Annotated in this window: 12 protein-coding genes; 4 read left to right on the forward strand and 8 right to left on the reverse strand. The window is 42.2% G+C overall.

Going from position 1 to position 15,905, the window contains the following annotated elements:
* Positions 1 to 16: 16 nt before the first annotated feature.
* On the reverse strand, positions 17 to 1,336 hold the full coding sequence (locus B2400_RS04195) for a hemolysin family protein (protein ID WP_293931144.1): 1,320 nt from the start codon (positions 1,334 to 1,336) through the stop codon (positions 17 to 19).
* Between the two features lie 212 nt (positions 1,337 to 1,548).
* Here B2400_RS04195 and B2400_RS04200 point away from each other — a divergent pair, with 212 nt between their 5' ends.
* Entirely contained in the window at positions 1,549 to 2,679 is a 1,131-nt protein-coding gene (locus tag B2400_RS04200) for a phosphotransferase enzyme family protein (protein ID WP_293931147.1), read from the forward strand.
* A 1-nt stretch (position 2,680) separates the two neighbouring features.
* A complete protein-coding gene (locus tag B2400_RS04205; protein WP_149525871.1) occupies positions 2,681 to 3,319 on the forward strand; it encodes a carbohydrate-binding family 9-like protein in 639 nt (212 codons plus the stop codon).
* A 2-nt stretch (positions 3,320 to 3,321) separates the two neighbouring features.
* Here B2400_RS04205 and B2400_RS04210 read toward each other — a convergent pair whose 3' ends face one another.
* The gene (locus tag B2400_RS04210) at positions 3,322 to 3,882 is read right to left on the reverse strand and encodes an NADPH-dependent FMN reductase (RefSeq protein ID WP_286650968.1); all 561 of its coding nucleotides are present in this window, start codon (positions 3,880 to 3,882) and stop codon (positions 3,322 to 3,324) included.
* A 92-nt stretch (positions 3,883 to 3,974) separates the two neighbouring features.
* On the opposite strand from B2400_RS04210, the gene B2400_RS04215 reads away from it, so the two are divergent.
* Entirely contained in the window at positions 3,975 to 6,416 is a 2,442-nt protein-coding gene (locus B2400_RS04215; RefSeq protein ID WP_293931151.1) for a ligase-associated DNA damage response DEXH box helicase, read from the forward strand.
* Positions 6,409 to 7,056, forward strand: coding sequence for a ligase-associated DNA damage response endonuclease PdeM (pdeM, locus tag B2400_RS04220; RefSeq protein WP_293931154.1), 648 nt, complete (start codon positions 6,409 to 6,411; stop codon positions 7,054 to 7,056). Before B2400_RS04215 ends, pdeM begins: the two co-directional genes overlap by 8 nt.
* Position 7,057: 1 nt before the next feature.
* Here the strand turns inward: pdeM and B2400_RS04225 are convergent, their stop codons facing one another.
* The 6 genes from B2400_RS04225 to ispE all read right to left on the reverse strand — a co-directional run bounded on the left by B2400_RS04225 (position 7,058) and on the right by ispE (position 15,794).
* A complete protein-coding gene (locus B2400_RS04225; protein WP_293931157.1) occupies positions 7,058 to 7,591 on the reverse strand; it encodes a DinB family protein in 534 nt (177 codons plus the stop codon).
* 2 nt (positions 7,592 to 7,593) lie between these two features.
* Positions 7,594 to 7,935, reverse strand: coding sequence for a hypothetical protein (locus B2400_RS04230; RefSeq protein ID WP_286650972.1), 342 nt, complete (start codon positions 7,933 to 7,935; stop codon positions 7,594 to 7,596).
* 31 nt (positions 7,936 to 7,966) lie between these two features.
* The gene (gene bglX / locus B2400_RS04235) at positions 7,967 to 10,246 is read right to left on the reverse strand and encodes a beta-glucosidase BglX (protein WP_293931160.1); all 2,280 of its coding nucleotides are present in this window, start codon (positions 10,244 to 10,246) and stop codon (positions 7,967 to 7,969) included.
* Between the two features lie 7 nt (positions 10,247 to 10,253).
* Positions 10,254 to 11,627: a glucoamylase family protein gene (locus B2400_RS04240; RefSeq protein WP_246172548.1), complete on the reverse strand. Its 1,374-nt coding sequence runs from the start codon at positions 11,625 to 11,627 to the stop codon at positions 10,254 to 10,256.
* A gap of 309 nt (positions 11,628 to 11,936) precedes the next feature.
* Entirely contained in the window at positions 11,937 to 14,786 is a 2,850-nt protein-coding gene (locus B2400_RS04245) for a triple tyrosine motif-containing protein (RefSeq protein WP_293931165.1), read from the reverse strand.
* 201 nt (positions 14,787 to 14,987) lie between these two features.
* Entirely contained in the window at positions 14,988 to 15,794 is an 807-nt protein-coding gene (gene ispE / locus B2400_RS04250) for a 4-(cytidine 5'-diphospho)-2-C-methyl-D-erythritol kinase (protein WP_293931167.1), read from the reverse strand.
* Between the last annotated feature and the right edge of the window lie 111 nt (positions 15,795 to 15,905).

Genomic DNA, 15,905 nt, shown 5'->3' on the forward strand with positions numbered 1-15,905 from the left:
GTCTTATATCTAATGTCTAATCAATATTTGCCGTCTCATCGCTTGTTTCGCCCTGGACATTAACGATTAGCTTATCGATTCGGTGACCATCCATATCGAGTACTTCAAATTCGAGGTTTTTGTAAACTACTTGTTCTCCTTCTTCTGGGATATGGTCGAGTAGGAGGAATACTAATCCTGCGACGGTCGTTAGGTTTCCGATTTCGTCTTCGTCATCTTCGGTGAGGTCGATGTTGAAGCGTTCGATGAAATCGTCTAGTTGGTAACTGCCGTCGATTACGTAAGAACCATCTTCGCGTTGTCGGATTGTTTTCTTTTCGTCATCCTCTGGCGAGTCAAATCCGCCGACTAATGAGCCGACAAGATCAGCCATCGTGATGATACCTTGCGGACTTCCGTATTCATCGACTACTACGGCCTGCATTACGCCTGATGTCTTCATAGACTGCATAACATTATATGCATAGGTGTTTTCATTGATGAACGGGATAGGTTGCAGCAGGTTTGTAAGTTCGGGCTCATCGCTCGTTAAATACTCTTTAAATAACGTTTTGATATGCACAACGCCGATAACATGGTCGAAATTACCATTACATACCGGGTATTCTGTATGTTCGTCTGCAAGAATATAGGCTTTGTTCTCCTCGAAGGACTTTTGTATATCCAGGTATGTGATCTTAGATCGGTGTACCATTAGATTGATAGCACGTTTATCTCCAAGACTGAGTACGCGGTCTACCATATCATGTTCAATGCCCTCAATAGCCCCGCTATCGACTCCTTCATCCACTAATGCCTTAATCTCTTCTTCGGTTACTGCATTCTGATTCGATTTGATGTTGAATAGTTTGACAATAAAATCCGTAGAGACGCTCAATAACCAAACAAAGGGCTTCACGATCTTACTTAGTAAGTTCATGGGAAGAGCAATAAAAGAAGCGTACTTCTCCGGAATGGCCATACCAATTCGCTTGGGTACTAATTCTCCGATAACCAGCGATAGATAAGTGATGGTTAATACGACGACAATAACGGCAATCTGCGAGCTGTAAGGCGCCAAGAAAGATACTTGGTTCATTTGCTCAGCAAGGAAGGTGGAGATCGAGCCCCCACTAAAAAAACCTGTCAAGATACCAATTAAGGTAATCCCGATCTGTACCGTTGATAAGAAGTTGTTTGGATTATCTTTTAATTCCAATGCTTTTTTAGCACCTGCATTTTTTTCGCTAGCCGCTTGTAAGCGCGCCTTTCGGCTGGATACAATGGCAATTTCTGATGCTGACAGGATTCCGTTTAGGATGATTAAGATTAGGATAATGACTATTTCCGTGAACATATAAAGGCAAATTCGCTTTGATGTCCTAAAATACAAAAAATATATACATTATCTCGTTTTAAAAGCCATTTGTTAAGAATAAATATAGATATGTTAATTACTGATTTACGTGTTATTAACAAATAAAATAGTGCAACCGTTTGATTGAAAAAAATATTTTTAATATTGGTTAGTTATGTAGATATTGCGAACACTTACACAGAAATTATGAAATGAAAAGTGAAGTAATGTCAACCAATACTATAGAGAACAGCATTTTATCAGCAGAAAAATTTAAGATCCAAGGAAATATTGTATCCTCGGTGCCTTTTGGTTCAGGACATATTAATGATACCTTCAAGATCGTTACTGATTCCGATATAAACGAACAATACTTACTTCAACGCATCAATCACCACGTTTTTCGCAATGTCGATGGATTGATGGATAATATCGAGAAGGTATGTCTCCATTTGAAACAGAAACTTGCGCATTTAGGGCAGGAAGAAGTTGCTAAGCGTACCATGACTTTAATCCCGACTTGGGATGGACAGCATTACTATAAAGACGAGAAGGGTGATTTCTGGCGTGTGTTTATCTTGATTCCAGATACGCGCAGTTATGATATTTTGGAGACTACGGATCAAGCGTTTTCTGGCGGTATGGCTTTTGGCCAATTTCAGAAGCAGTTGAGCGATTTGGATCCTACAACCATTGTTGAAGCACTTCCTAACTTTCATAATATTGAATTCCGCATGAACAACCTTCGCGAAGCGATTGCTAACGATCGTGCAGGTCGAGTTGCGGAGGTTCAAGACTTATTGGATTACATCTTCGAGCGTGAAGACAAAATGCGTACGATACTTGAATTAGGACGCGCAAATAAATTACCGCTTCGTATCACGCATAACGACACGAAATTCAACAATGTTTTGTTGGACAGCAACGATCAGGTGCAATGCGTTATCGACCTAGATACGGTGATGCCAGGCTATGTGGCTTATGATTTTGGCGATGCCATTCGCACAATTATCAATTCGGCGGCAGAGGATGAAGCGGATGTTTCAAAAATCGTGTTAAATGTTCCGTTATTTGAGGCTTTCACGGCGGGTTACCTGTCTGAAGCTAAGGAGTTTTTAAGCGAAATTGAAGTGGAGTCATTGATACATGGCGTTCATTTATTGCCATACATGCAGGCCGTTCGTTTTTTAACGGATTATATAGTTGGCGATACATACTATAAAATCGGATATCCGGAACATAATTTAGTGCGTACGAAAGCGCAATTGAAATTAGTTCAGGAATTAGAAGCAAATCATAAAGTTTTAACTGATATATTAGCAGCGAACTTAAATTCGAACTAGTATGAAGACCCTTGAGATTGAGAAAGTAGACTTTCAGGAATCGGCAGGCGATTACGCGTCGTTAGCCAAGAATATGAATTCTTTAGCATGGCATGACATCGCTGCCGCGCCGTGGAAATCAGAATTCCCTTACATTCCGAAAGTGCAATTTCAAGTTGGCTATAGCGATCAGGATATTCTACTTCACTATTCCGTTGAGGAGGAGTTTGTCAAAGGTCAATATATCCGTCCGAATGAAAATGTTTGGGAGGATAGCTGTGTTGAGTTTTTTGTGTCTTTTGACAATAGAGAAACCTACTATAACGTAGAATTCAATGTGTTGGGGGTGGGGCTCGTGGGCTATGGAACTTCTATCAAATCGAATAGAAATCGATTAAGTGCGGAAGAGATTCTTCAGATAAACGCATACTCTTCCGTTCGAACAGTGGCCGGTAAAAAGAGTTGGCAGCAAATTCTGCAGATTCCTTTTCATATTTTCAAGGCTAATGCTGAGGAATTACAAGGCAAAAAGGCATATGCAAATTTCTACAAATGTGGAGATGCTTTACCAAATCCACATTTTATAGCTTGGAACGATATTGATAACCCGACGCCGAATTTCCATTTGCCACAGTATTTCGGTGAAGTAACTTTCAAATAATCTTATTTCTTTACGAATTTTTCAACCCATTCGCTGAAGGCCGCGACATAGTCCTTTAGGAATTTTGCAGTGTCTTCATTCGTCAATTTACCTTGCTCGTCGAAGAGTTTAGCAGCATTTCCAATGTAAGCTTCAGGCTGCGCCATCGCAGGGATATCGACAAAGACTAAGGATTGACGTAGATGATGGTTTGCTCCAAATCCACCGATTGCTCCAATGGATGAACTGATCACGGCACCTGGTTTTTTACCCCATTTGCCTTTTCCGTAAGGGCGTGATGCGACGTCGATTGCGTTTTTCAGTACCGCAGGCACCGAACGATTGTATTCTGGCGTCACAAAAATCACAGCGTCGAGGGCTTCCACCTCTGCACGGAACGACTTGTAGCTATCCGGCAGTTTATCACCCTCTAAATCTTCATTATAAAATGGCAACTGTCCGATTTCGATGATTTTATATTCATATCCCTCCGGCGCTATGCTAATCAAGTGATTTGCGATCTTTTTGTTGAATGATTCTTTTCTTAAACTTCCGACAAATAAGCCAACTTGTATCTTTTCCATAATAATATCTCTTTACTTGTGCTAACAAATAATCGAGTAAAATGTTGTATAGTGGATGATATTCTTTGTAATTTGAAACAATAAATTGGTCTATGAAGAACGAACTTGCGGACGTTTGGTTTTATAATCAGGGTTGGGAACCTCATGATTTTCAAAAACAGTGTTGGAAGGAGATTGCAGCAAATCGTTCGGGGATTTTAAATGCCCCTACCGGATATGGTAAGACCTTTGCCATCTGGTTTGGCGTTATACAGCATTATTATTCGGATGCCTATCAGGCAAAATTAGAAAAACAGCGTAAGCGAGGGCTGCATGCGTTGTGGATTACTCCATTGCGGGCTTTGTCGAAAGAGATACATCGGGTAACGGAAGGGGTTTCTTTGGATCTGGATTTGGACTATCAAATAGAGCTTCGCACGGGTGACACGAGCACTGCTATTCGGCAGAAACAACGAAAGAATCCGCCGCAAGCATTGATTACTACACCTGAGAGTGTTCACTTAATCTTAGCGACGAAACAGGGTCAGGACTTCTTTAAGCAACTGGAATTTATCGTGGTTGATGAATGGCACGAGCTTCTAGGATCTAAAAGAGGCGTGTTGATCGAACTAGCGTTGAGCAGACTGAAGAGCATTAATCCGAATTTAAAGATCTGGGGCATTTCGGCTACTATTGGGAATCTTGAGCAAGCTAAGGATATTCTATTAGGGGCATCGAACAGCGGCGTAATGGTGAAGGCGCAGATCAATAAGAAGATCGATATACAGACAATCCTCCCGGACAGCTTGGAGAAATTCCCTTGGGCGGGGCATTTAGGTATTCGGCTGTTGGATAAAGTGGTCGATGTTGTCAATCAATACGGAACCACGCTTATTTTTACCAATACGCGTTCGCAAGCTGAGATTTGGTATCAGCAGATTATCTCGAATTATCCGGAGTTTGCGGGCTTGCTGGCAATTCATCATGGATCTTTGAGCGATGAAGTACGTATGTGGGTGGAAGAGGCTTTGCATGCCGGAAGGCTCAAGGCAGTGGTATGTACAAGTAGTTTGGATTTAGGCGTTGATTTTAGGCCCGTAGACTGCGTAATTCAGATTGGGTCGCCCAAAGGGGTAGCTAGGTTTTTGCAGCGCGCAGGGCGCTCCGGACACCGTCCGGATGCAACGTCCATTATTTACTATGTTCCAACAAACTCGTTGGAGATAATTGAAGGAGATTCCCTTAAATTCGCTGTAAAAGAAAAGATTGTCGAACAGCGAATCCCCTATATACGCTCATTTGATGTGTTGACCCAATACTTGATGACATTAGCAGTTGGCGATGGATTTGACCCTCAGCAGATTTATCAAGAGATCACAAATACCCATTGCTTCGAGTCGGTCAGCCAGGAAGAGTTCGATCAATGTATGAGTTTGCTATTGCATGGCGGTAGTAGCTTGAAGGCATACGATGATTTCCACCGTTTGGAATTAGTCGACGGTCTTTACAAAGTGACGTCCAGGAAACTTGCCATGCGACATCGACTGTCCATTGGAGCTATTGTATCGGATTTGATGATGCGCGTAAAGTTCTTATCGGGGAAACACTTGGGATCGATAGAAGAGTCGTTTATTTCTAAATTGAATGTTGGCGATGTATTTTGGTTTTCTGGTCGTCAGTTGGAATTGATTCAGGTAATCGCTAATGATGCGATCGTCAAACCTTCGCAAAAGAAAAAAGGAGTCGTGCCTTCCTGGATGGGTGGTCGTTTTGCGATATCACCAGATTTGGGAATTGCAATCCGACATAGCTTCAGCAGTATTCACAAGAAGTCTGGACAGTCTCCGGAGATTAAGTTTCTCCAGCCACTATTCAAGGAACAGGAGCGCGTATCGGGTCTCCCGAAAGAAGATGAGCTATTGGTGGAATACACAGAAACGAGATATGGCTTTCATTTATTTTTGTATCCGTTTGATGGTAAGCTGGTTCATGAAGGAATGGCTCAGGTTATCGCTTATAGGCTTGGGCAGATTAGTCCGGCAACATTCAGTATCGCTACGAATGAATATGGGATTGAGTTATTGAGTGATACGGCATACGAGCTCAATGAGGATATATTGAAACAGATCTTTTCACCCCATAAACTGCATGCGGATATCGATTCCGGAATTAATGTGCAGGAGATGGCAAGACGAAGGTTTAGGGATATTGCAGGGATTGCAGGATTAGTTTTTCAAGGTTTCCCCGGAAAACAGATGAAGAGCAAGCATCTACAAGCTAATGCGGGTCTTTTCTTTTCAGTATTTTCAGAATATGAGCCAAACAACTTACTTTTGCGTGAATCTTACGATGAGGTCTTTGATTTTCAGCTCGAAGAGGGCAGGATGATTAAAGCATTCGAGCGTATTGATAGTCACCGGATCATCTTTCGGAAGCCGGAGAAACTAACACCCTTTGCATTTCCTATATTCTCCGAGTCGTTTCGCGAGCGATATAGTAATGAGGATTGGCAAAGCAAATTGGAAAAAATTAAAATGCAGTTGATAGATGGCTAAGAAGCTTGTGTTGAATGGATTGGATTGTTTTTTGTTGCCGCAAAAAGCCATGTATATCGCAAAGTATCAGTTGCTTGTTGTTTCGGATTGGCACTTGGGGAAGTTGAAGCATTTTAGAAAAGAGGGCTTCTTTGTTCCAGCTCCGAATGTTACGGAGGAATTAGGTAGGCTAGATATATTACTTAATGAATTAGAGGTCAAGCAGGTCGTGTTCTTAGGTGATCTCTTTCATTCCAAATTGAATTCGGACTGGGAGCAGTTCTGTATATATACGAAAGCTAAGCCGCATATTACCTTCACTTTGACCAAAGGTAATCATGATATTTTGGAGGATGCGCATTGGGAAAGATCCGCACTCCGCATCGTTGACCATTTGCTCTTGGAAGAAGGGCTGGTATTGTCTCACGAACCGCTGCTAGGTCTTGATAGTCATATCATCAATGTGGTTGGCCACATACACCCGGGCTGCCAGGTGTTTTTAGCAGGTCGACAGAGCTTTCGGCTCCCTTGTTTCCATCTAGAAAATAGAGTGCTGACTTTACCGGCATTCGGAAAGTTTACCGGTTTGCATATTCTTCCTAAGACAAGCTTGACTAAGGTATATGCCATCGTAGACCAATCTGTGTTGGAGCTTCCTTAGGTTAGTGTATCGAGCCTTGTTGAAATAACCCGCGTACAGTTTTTATCGTCACGAGAAGTTGGCCATAGTGACGCTGCGCATGTTCTGCCGCATGAAATAGTAACCCCAATCGTGTTGTAGGAATCATCTTTCGGCCGATGAAGCGTTCTTCGGTTAGCGTGATATCGTCAATCTCTTTTAAATCATTTGTCGCTCGCTCCACAGCATGATTCAGATTATCAAGCATCTCATCCACCGAGATATCTTGATTCGGACTATTTTCTTTGTCCAAATACTCGAATTGCTCTTCTGAAAGTGATTTGCCTGCTGCATAGGTGAACATTCGATCAATCACACCAATAATATGCAATACATGAAAGGCAGATGATGCCATACCAAAGGGTTTGATCCAGATGTATTGATCATCTTCGCTATTCAATAACTTGGGGATGTCTTCTTTGACTTGCAGTAATGCATGCGCGGCGGGTTGTAGTATTACGGAGATGCCTTCAATTGGCCCTCGCATCCAGACTTCTAGGTTTTGTTGATTTTCCATAGTTAAGGAGTTACGCTCTGTTTACCACCGAAGGTAATCATGGCCATCCCGAACACAATGACTAAGCATCCTAATACCTGTATCCAGTTCAACGATTCTTTAAACCATAAGGCCATCGCCAGCTGTACTGTTAAGAAAGTTCCTCCGGAACATACCGCAATTACGATAGGCTGTGGGAAGTTTTTGAACAGCTGTACTAAAAACCAGCTTGCTGAAAGAATAATGATGTTTCCAATAATCAATGCAGGCCATTGAAATTTCGGATTGATACCTCCATATTTAAAGATAATACTGGAAACGATTTGAGTTAGCCAGAAAGCCACGAAGTAGAGCATTTTTACCATAAGGTAAATATAAACATACTTGTGAATATTTTTAATCTGTCAATTCGAAATCCGCTTCCTTAACGTCTCGGGAGTTTCCGCCAATAAATACTTTGAAAGCACCAGGTTCTGCAATATGCTTAAGCTGTAGGTCGTAGAATTTTAGATCTTCTTCCGATATCGTGAAATCTATTCTTTTCGATTCGCCTTTTTTCAAAAAGACTTTTTGGAAGTTTTTAAGTTCTTTAACAGGACGTGTGATGCTGCCAACCATATCACGGATATAAAGCTGCACAACTTCTTCTCCATCGTAGTTGCCGGTATTCTTTAGATCTATGGAAACTTTTAGGGTTTCATTCCTTTTAATCGCTTTTTTGTCGAGAATGATATCGCCATATTCGAATGTACTGTAACTCAACCCATATCCGAAAGGGTATAGGGGCTCGTTGCTAACATCCAAGTAGTTGGAGCGGAACTTTTGAAACCAAGCGCCTTCGGCTAAAGGACGCCCTGTGTTTTTATGGCTATAGTACAAAGGGATCTGTCCGACATTCTGTGGGAATGTCGCAGGTAGCTTGCCACTTGGGTTAATATCGCCAAATAAAACGTCCGCTATCGCTTTTCCGGCTTCTGTACCGCCAAACCATACGTTTAATATCGCTGGAACATGTTCATGCTCCCAAGTAAGCGTCAATGGGCGACCGGTAAATAGGACCAAGACTACCGGCTTGCCTGTATTCAAAAGCGCCTCTAGTAGTCGTCTTTGACTTGCCGGAATATTAAGATCCGTACGGCTAGAACTTTCTCCCGACATCTCCGAGCTTTCACCCAATGCCGCAACGATGACATCTGCGCTTTCTGCAGTCTTCAAAGCTTCGGCGATAATGAGTTCTGGATCGCGCTCGTCTCTAGGGATTGTACGACCAAACATGGTAGCTCGCTCTTGTAGAGCTTTGTCATCCGTTAGGTTAGATCCTAAATGCGTCGTAATCTTAACCTTACTTCCCAATGCTTCACGCATTCCTTCAACAAGGCTCTGCGTGTTAGCATGGTCTGCACTCACGCTCCATGTGCCTGGCATGTTTGCTCCTGTATTCGCAAGCGGACCAATTACTGCAACGGTTCCTGTCTTTTTCAATGGCAGAATCTGGTCATTCTTTAGCAAGACAAAAGACTTTGCAGCCGCTTCACGCGCAAAGACTAAGTGCTCCTTTTTAGAGATTTCTTTTTTAGCGCGCTGCTCATCGCAATAGCGATAGGGGTCTTCAAACAGTCCTAATCTATACTTCGCTTCCAATACATACCGAACCGCTCGATTAATATCCACTTCAGTAACTCGCTTTTCCTCTAACGACTTTTTCAGCGTGGTCAAAAAGCCTTCACCGACCATATCCATGTCTACACCTGCTTGTAAGGAAAGGGCAGATACTTGCTGCAAATCGCCTAATCCATGGTCGATTAACTCATTTACTGCTGTATAGTCCGTCACTACAAGACCTTTAAATCCCCATTCATTGCGAAGTAAGTCAGTCAGCAACCAACGGTTAGCTGTTGCTGGTAATCCGTTGATATCATTGAAGGAAGTCATGACGGACATCGCTCCAGCTTCAAGAGCAGCCTTGTATGGAGGCAGATATTCATTGTACATCCGATGTAGACTCATGTCGGTGCTATGATAGTCTCTACCGGCTTCTCCGGCGCCATATAATGCAAAATGTTTAACACAGGCAAGCAAGGTGTTGTTTTTGCTAACATCGTCGCCCTGATAGCCTAAAACCATTTCTTTCGCAATGCGGGAAGTCAGGTAGGTATCTTCGCCACTGCCTTCAGATATTCTTCCCCAACGCGGATCTCTCGAGATATCGACCATTGGAGAGAAAGTCCAGTTGATACCGTCAGCCGTTGCCTCTACAGCAGAGATACGTGCCGTTTGGCGAATCAACGGCATATCCCATGTGGCTGCGAGACCAAGAGGTATTGGAAATGCAGTTTTATAACCATGGATAACATCCATGCCGAAGATAATTGGGATTCCCAATCGAGACTCTTTCACGGCTAATTCCTGTGCCTTTCGAATCTTAGCAGGTGAGCTCATCGAAAATATGCCTCCAATATTACCGGCTTTGATTTTCCCTTCGACGTCAGTTGAAACAACAGAACCTGTCGTGGCTTCGCCACCTGTTACTAGATTAAGCTGCCCGATCTTTTCTTCAATAGTCATCTTCGACAGCAGACCGTCGATAAATTGGTTCATTTTATTATTATCTTGCGCATTTACAAGGAATGAAAATGCGATTAAACTGCAGGATAATATGCCTTTACGGATATTCATTGATTCATTACTTTAAGTGTGGGCTTTTGAAGCCTAATTTTCTTAATCCTAACCTTACTTCCGGAGCATTCATAAATAAGTCCCAAATAAGGCCGGTTCTATAGTTTTCGATCATTACGACAATGGGGCCTTGATCGATCGCTAAGTATCGCTGTGGATACCAATTGTTTGTTTCGCTGAAAGCATCATAGAAACCATATTTGCCCCATACCTTATCATTAAGATTGTTGAATAGGTATTTTGCAAATGCGATGCTTTCATTGGGCGTATATGGCATGGATGCCAGTGCCGCAGTAGGAGATACGACCGATTTATCATTGTCCGGATGATGAGCATCATATCCATTGATTGAATAGCTTGCCGTCCATCCCCAAGCTTTGTCCGCTCCATAACCAACAAAGTTCTGTGGATTGGCTTCGGCATAAGCAATATTGATCTTAGCATGATTCACTACGGCATCCTCATAAGAAACATATTTGTCGGACAATCCTCTTGGGTCTAAGCCTAAGAAAGAATAGTGTGCCCAAAATAATGGACCCACTTCGCCCTCACGTGAGTTATGCTTAACTTCTGTCGGGATGTCAAACTTCTTGATATCTGATTTGATTTTACCATTTCTAGCCCATCCTTGATAATAGACCGTAGAGTCTATCGCATGGGTAGGTGAAGAAGCAGCTAAGACATAACTTATTAAGCACTCATCATAACCTTGAATAGCATGGTTCATCCCGAACTCGTGGACAGGGCTCCAGTGCCAGAATAATACATTCTTACCGTTTGTATAATGCTTCCAATTGATTCCTCTCCATAGGTTATCGGCTTTCTTGGCAATTTCTCGTTGTATTTCAGTGCCTTCTTTGAAGTACTCCCGTACTACTAGAAGTCCCTGCGCTAGAAATGCCGTTTCGACAATGTCGCCACCATTATCCTTTTCACTAAAGGCTTTTACTTCTCCAACATTGCCATGGTACCAATGTGCCCATGCCCCTTGAAAACGTGGGATGCGTGTCAAATAATCCATGATGCGATGAAGGCGTTCTTCCCCTTCGCTCTTGCTGATAAAGCCGCGTTCCATCCCTACAATCAAACTCATCAATCCAAATCCGCTACCACCAATAGTGATCACATTGCGGTCGTTTTGTGGATATTCACCGTCAATATGGATGCGCTCGCGAGCTAGACCTGTAATGGGCTCAGCTCCCTCCCAGAAATATTGGAAAGTTTGGCTCTGGATCTTAGTCAACAAAGAGTCGTTAGCAATCGCGAGACTATCCTTCATGTCATTGCGATCGTTATCATTATTGTTATTCTTAATTTGGCAAGATTCAAAATTCAGTGCCATCAGTATGATACCAGAGAAGGTTAGTGCTTTTATCGTCATATGCTATTCGTGGATATTGGCCCTCCCTTGTTTAGGAGGTATTTTCATAACTAGTATTCCTGAATGTTATCTACAGGTTCACTATAAACAAAGATGTCATCTATTAGTTTGAAATGAAAATATTAGCCGTGCTCATTACTACTACAACGTCAAAATACCTGCTCAACGGCCGTTGAGATATGGTGTAGTAATTTGAATACCTGTACTTTACTAGCGAATGGGTCTACAACAAAAAGTTTATAACGTGTAACATGTACACATTGATTGCTGTGAGGGGATGATGTATTGCTCTGAATACAATTTATGCAATTAAAGCTCTAATAAAAACTCTGTCAGGTTCTTTTCTGTTGGGAGGTTAAGCTTTTTACGGAGCCTGTAGCGTCTAATTTCCACGCCGCGGGTACTGATGTTCAATAGAGACGCAATCTCCTTACTTGACATATTTAAACGCAGATAAGCACATAACTTTAAGTCGTTCGGAACCAGCGCCGGATAATCTGACTTTAGCTTCTTGAAGAAATTCTCATGCGCTTCGTTAAAGCTTTTCTCGAATAGATCCCAATCGCGATCGTCGGAATGCGCTTCATCAATTAGTTTACTTACTTTCCGTAATTGGTCTGAACTCAATTTGTTACCGTTTGAATCATTAAGATTGGTCAACTCATGATGTAGGTTATTGAGCATCTCGTTTTTATAAACAATATTCATGGCAGCATTAGCGAGCTCACGGTTCTTGATTTCCAATTCCTGCTCTAATTGGTCGTTCTTCAGCGCCATCAATTTACGTTCATTGAGCTCCGCCTCCTTCGCTAATCGTGCTTCTTGATCAGCCAACATCTTCGCTTTCAGTTTTTGCTGCTCTTTCTCCAGATGCTGCTCATAATAGCGTTTGCCGATTATGAATAGTGCGGTAAGAATAAGCAAATAGATAACGATAGCCAACCAATGCCTATACCATGGTGGGCGAATGGTTATCTCCAAACTCGTAATCTCTGATTGTGTACCATTTGGCGCCATCGATCGGACGTGAAAAATGTAGTTGCCATCGGGAAGATTAGTAAAATCCTTAAAAGCTACTTCCTCCCAATCGGACCAATTATCTGTATATCCTTCCAGCCAATACGAATATTTTAGATTCGACGAAGAATACCAAGGACTCGCATAGGCAAAGCGTAAGTTGTTCTCGCCATAGGCAATCGACAAATCATCATAAAGAGGGGAAGTCCCATTGCTCGTGTTCCAAACTTGTGTAATGTATGGCTTTGGAAGATTAACTTTTGCACTCAGCTGATTAAAATATATCGCAAATCCATTGTCCATCCCGATGATGGATGTCTGGTCATCCAAATTAAATATCTGTTCGTAGTCGTTCATCATCTTACCGCGAAGGGAATTCCACGACGATGAATCTATCTTAACTTTTCCTTCAGGTAAGAGTTCTACTTTAGCTATATGCGACTTCTTTACAAACCAATATTCGTTTTGTTTTATAGGGATAATCTTATTGGCCGTATGAAAGGATTTCAACTGTTCATTCAGTTCAACATATGGTTTAAAGGAGCCCAGGATGTTGTCATATTGATAGAAGCCAGAGTCGGTAGCAAAGACGATGTTGTTTGCCAGGTTATAGACGCCATGCAGCTGGGTATTGCTCGGTAGATCGGCTTTTACAGCATTTATAGATTGCGCATCATCCTTACCTAAATTGAGCTTCATGCTGTAAACATTCTGCTGATTTGTCGCCCAGAATTCGGAATCGCTACGTTGAAGGATACTGCGGATGGGTACTTTAATTTGTTGGAACTGTTTGATAAAGCTAGGAGCTGGGCCGCCTTGCATCAGTCCGATTCCGGTATAATTTCCCTGCAACCAACGATTGCTGCCGCTAATCGCTGTAAAATTCCATGCACCCGTAACAGAGGAGATCTTCCGCATAGCATTGCCTTCTACTAAGAACGTCCCGTTATTATGTCCGCACAGCAGTTGTCCGTTCATATTGACCAATTGCCATACTTGCCCATGCGAGTTTGGGACAATACTGAAGTCCAGACTCTGGAAATCATTTACACCATTCCAATCACTTACGAATAGCCCCTGGTTAGTTCCAAGGTAAACCTTATTCTGAAAGATGATAGCGGCATAGACTGTTCCGATCTTTCCGGTTAGATCAGCATAATAATATAGCGGACTGTTGATATCAATACGGTCTACACCATTATCCAAACCCACCCACAGGTTAGCTTGCTTGTCGACCGTCATGCTAAGGACGGTGTTGTTCTGGAGGCCGTTATTTTTGTTGATCTGCTGAATAAGTTCACCCTTGCTATTCAGAATGTACACGCCATTCTGTATGGTTCCGAACGCAAATTGATCTCCATATAACTTAACGCCATTGTTGACCTGATAACGGATAAGTTGTTGTTGCACTTGGTTTTGCCAAGGTGAAATACTTCCATCGTTCTCCATGATAAAGAGGCCATGGTTAGAAGTGGCAATTAATATTTTATCCTTATCGAAGGGTAGCATGCTAAGGATATTCATACCGCGCAGGACAGCCGCGCCCCTTACTTGCGCCAAACTATTATTGGCCAATTCAAATAAGCCCGAAGGAAGTTGTTCAAAGAACATCCTATTATTTACCTGATGACTAAAGAGAAAAGGCTCGCCATCGGCGGTTAATGTTTTGATCTCGTTATTTTCATAGATGTAGCATTTCGAGAAGCTGTGGAAGAAGATACGGTTACCGACCGTGTTGATACGCCAGATCTCGTCATTCTTCAATCCAGTCTGATCCTTAACTAAGGGGGAAAGACTGCGGTACTTCATCTTACCAAACTTCCCACGTTCCCAAACACCAAATTCTCCAGACCCACCAACCAGAATGCGACCTTCCTTATCGATGTTCACACTCCGCAGACTACGTTGATTTTTTGCTTTGTGAAGGCGCCATTCCTGACCGTCAAAACTTAGAAGACCTTCCGTATTGGCTACATAAATAAAGCCTTCGTTGCTGACTGCGATACCCCAGTTCTGATTCCCTGCTTGGTAGGTGGACTTGTTATACTGCTTTACATACGGCGATCCGACCCTTGGAATATTTTGTCCAAAAGCGAAAGCGATAGTAAAAATAGAAGCAATAAAGAATATTAAAGTCCTCAAGGGCATAAGACAAATATACTATTTAGATGTTAGATGTGAGATATTAGACATTAGAGCGGAGCGTCGAATATTTCTACAATTGCTTAGATGGAGATTCGATGTTATTTGTGAGATAGGAGAAGGAGTTGAGGTAGTGAAAGGTTATCTGTAGTGCAATGAAAATAGATAGGGGCATTTGTATTTTTGCCCCTATATATTTCTTTATAGATCCATTGGAAGGAATATTTTTCCTAAGCTAGTCATTTCGGAAACGTCTGTTTCTTTTTCGAAGATGCCGAATACAGCGGAACCTGAGCCTGTCATGGAAGAGTAGACAGCGCCAAGTTCATAGAATCTTCGTTTAATTTCTCCGATTTGCGGATACAATTCGAACAGGCCGGCCTCAAAGTCATTCTTAATATGAAGTTTCCACTCTTGTATCGGTAATTGCACCGCGCGTCTTAAATCTATCTGTGGAGTCAATGGAGTGACGTTCTTATAGGCTTCGGCGGTGGAGATATGGATATTCGGCTTTAATATCACTATATAATAGTCGGAGAGGTCCAATTCAATTTCGGAGAGCTTGGTGCCGATATCCTCGGCATAGGTGGATTTATTCTGGATAAAGAAAGGGCAGTCGGCACCTAATTGCGCAGCATACTGTTCTAATTCTCTATCAGAAATGCCTAATTCAAATTGCTCATTTAGTAATTGCAGGGTTGCACTCGCGTCGGAAGAACCCCCGCCCAAGCCCGCCCCGATGGGGATACGCTTCAGCAAATGTATTTTCAAAGGCGGAAGATCGTAATCAGCCGCCAATAAGCGATACGCCTTCAAACAAAGGTTATCGTCATCAGCCTTCAAATCTGCCCCGTGAATCTCAAGCTCTAATTTATCAGAAAGCTGCGTCTCCACAGCATCATATATTTTAACCGGATAAAAAATAGTCTCCAAATTATGATAGCCATCCGAACGACGCTCCGTGATATGTAAGCCTATATTTATTTTCGCGTTCGCAAACTTTAGCATGGTATTAATCGAATGTTTTTATTCAAAATTGTATTTATTATAGAGCAATTACCCAATTCCTCTTCCAACCACATCCTCAAGAAATCAATCCGAATACTCCCGAATCTCTTC

Source organism: Sphingobacterium sp. UBA6645, from assembly GCF_002455685.1.
Taxonomy (GTDB): Bacteria; Bacteroidota; Bacteroidia; order Sphingobacteriales; family Sphingobacteriaceae; genus Sphingobacterium; species Sphingobacterium hotanense.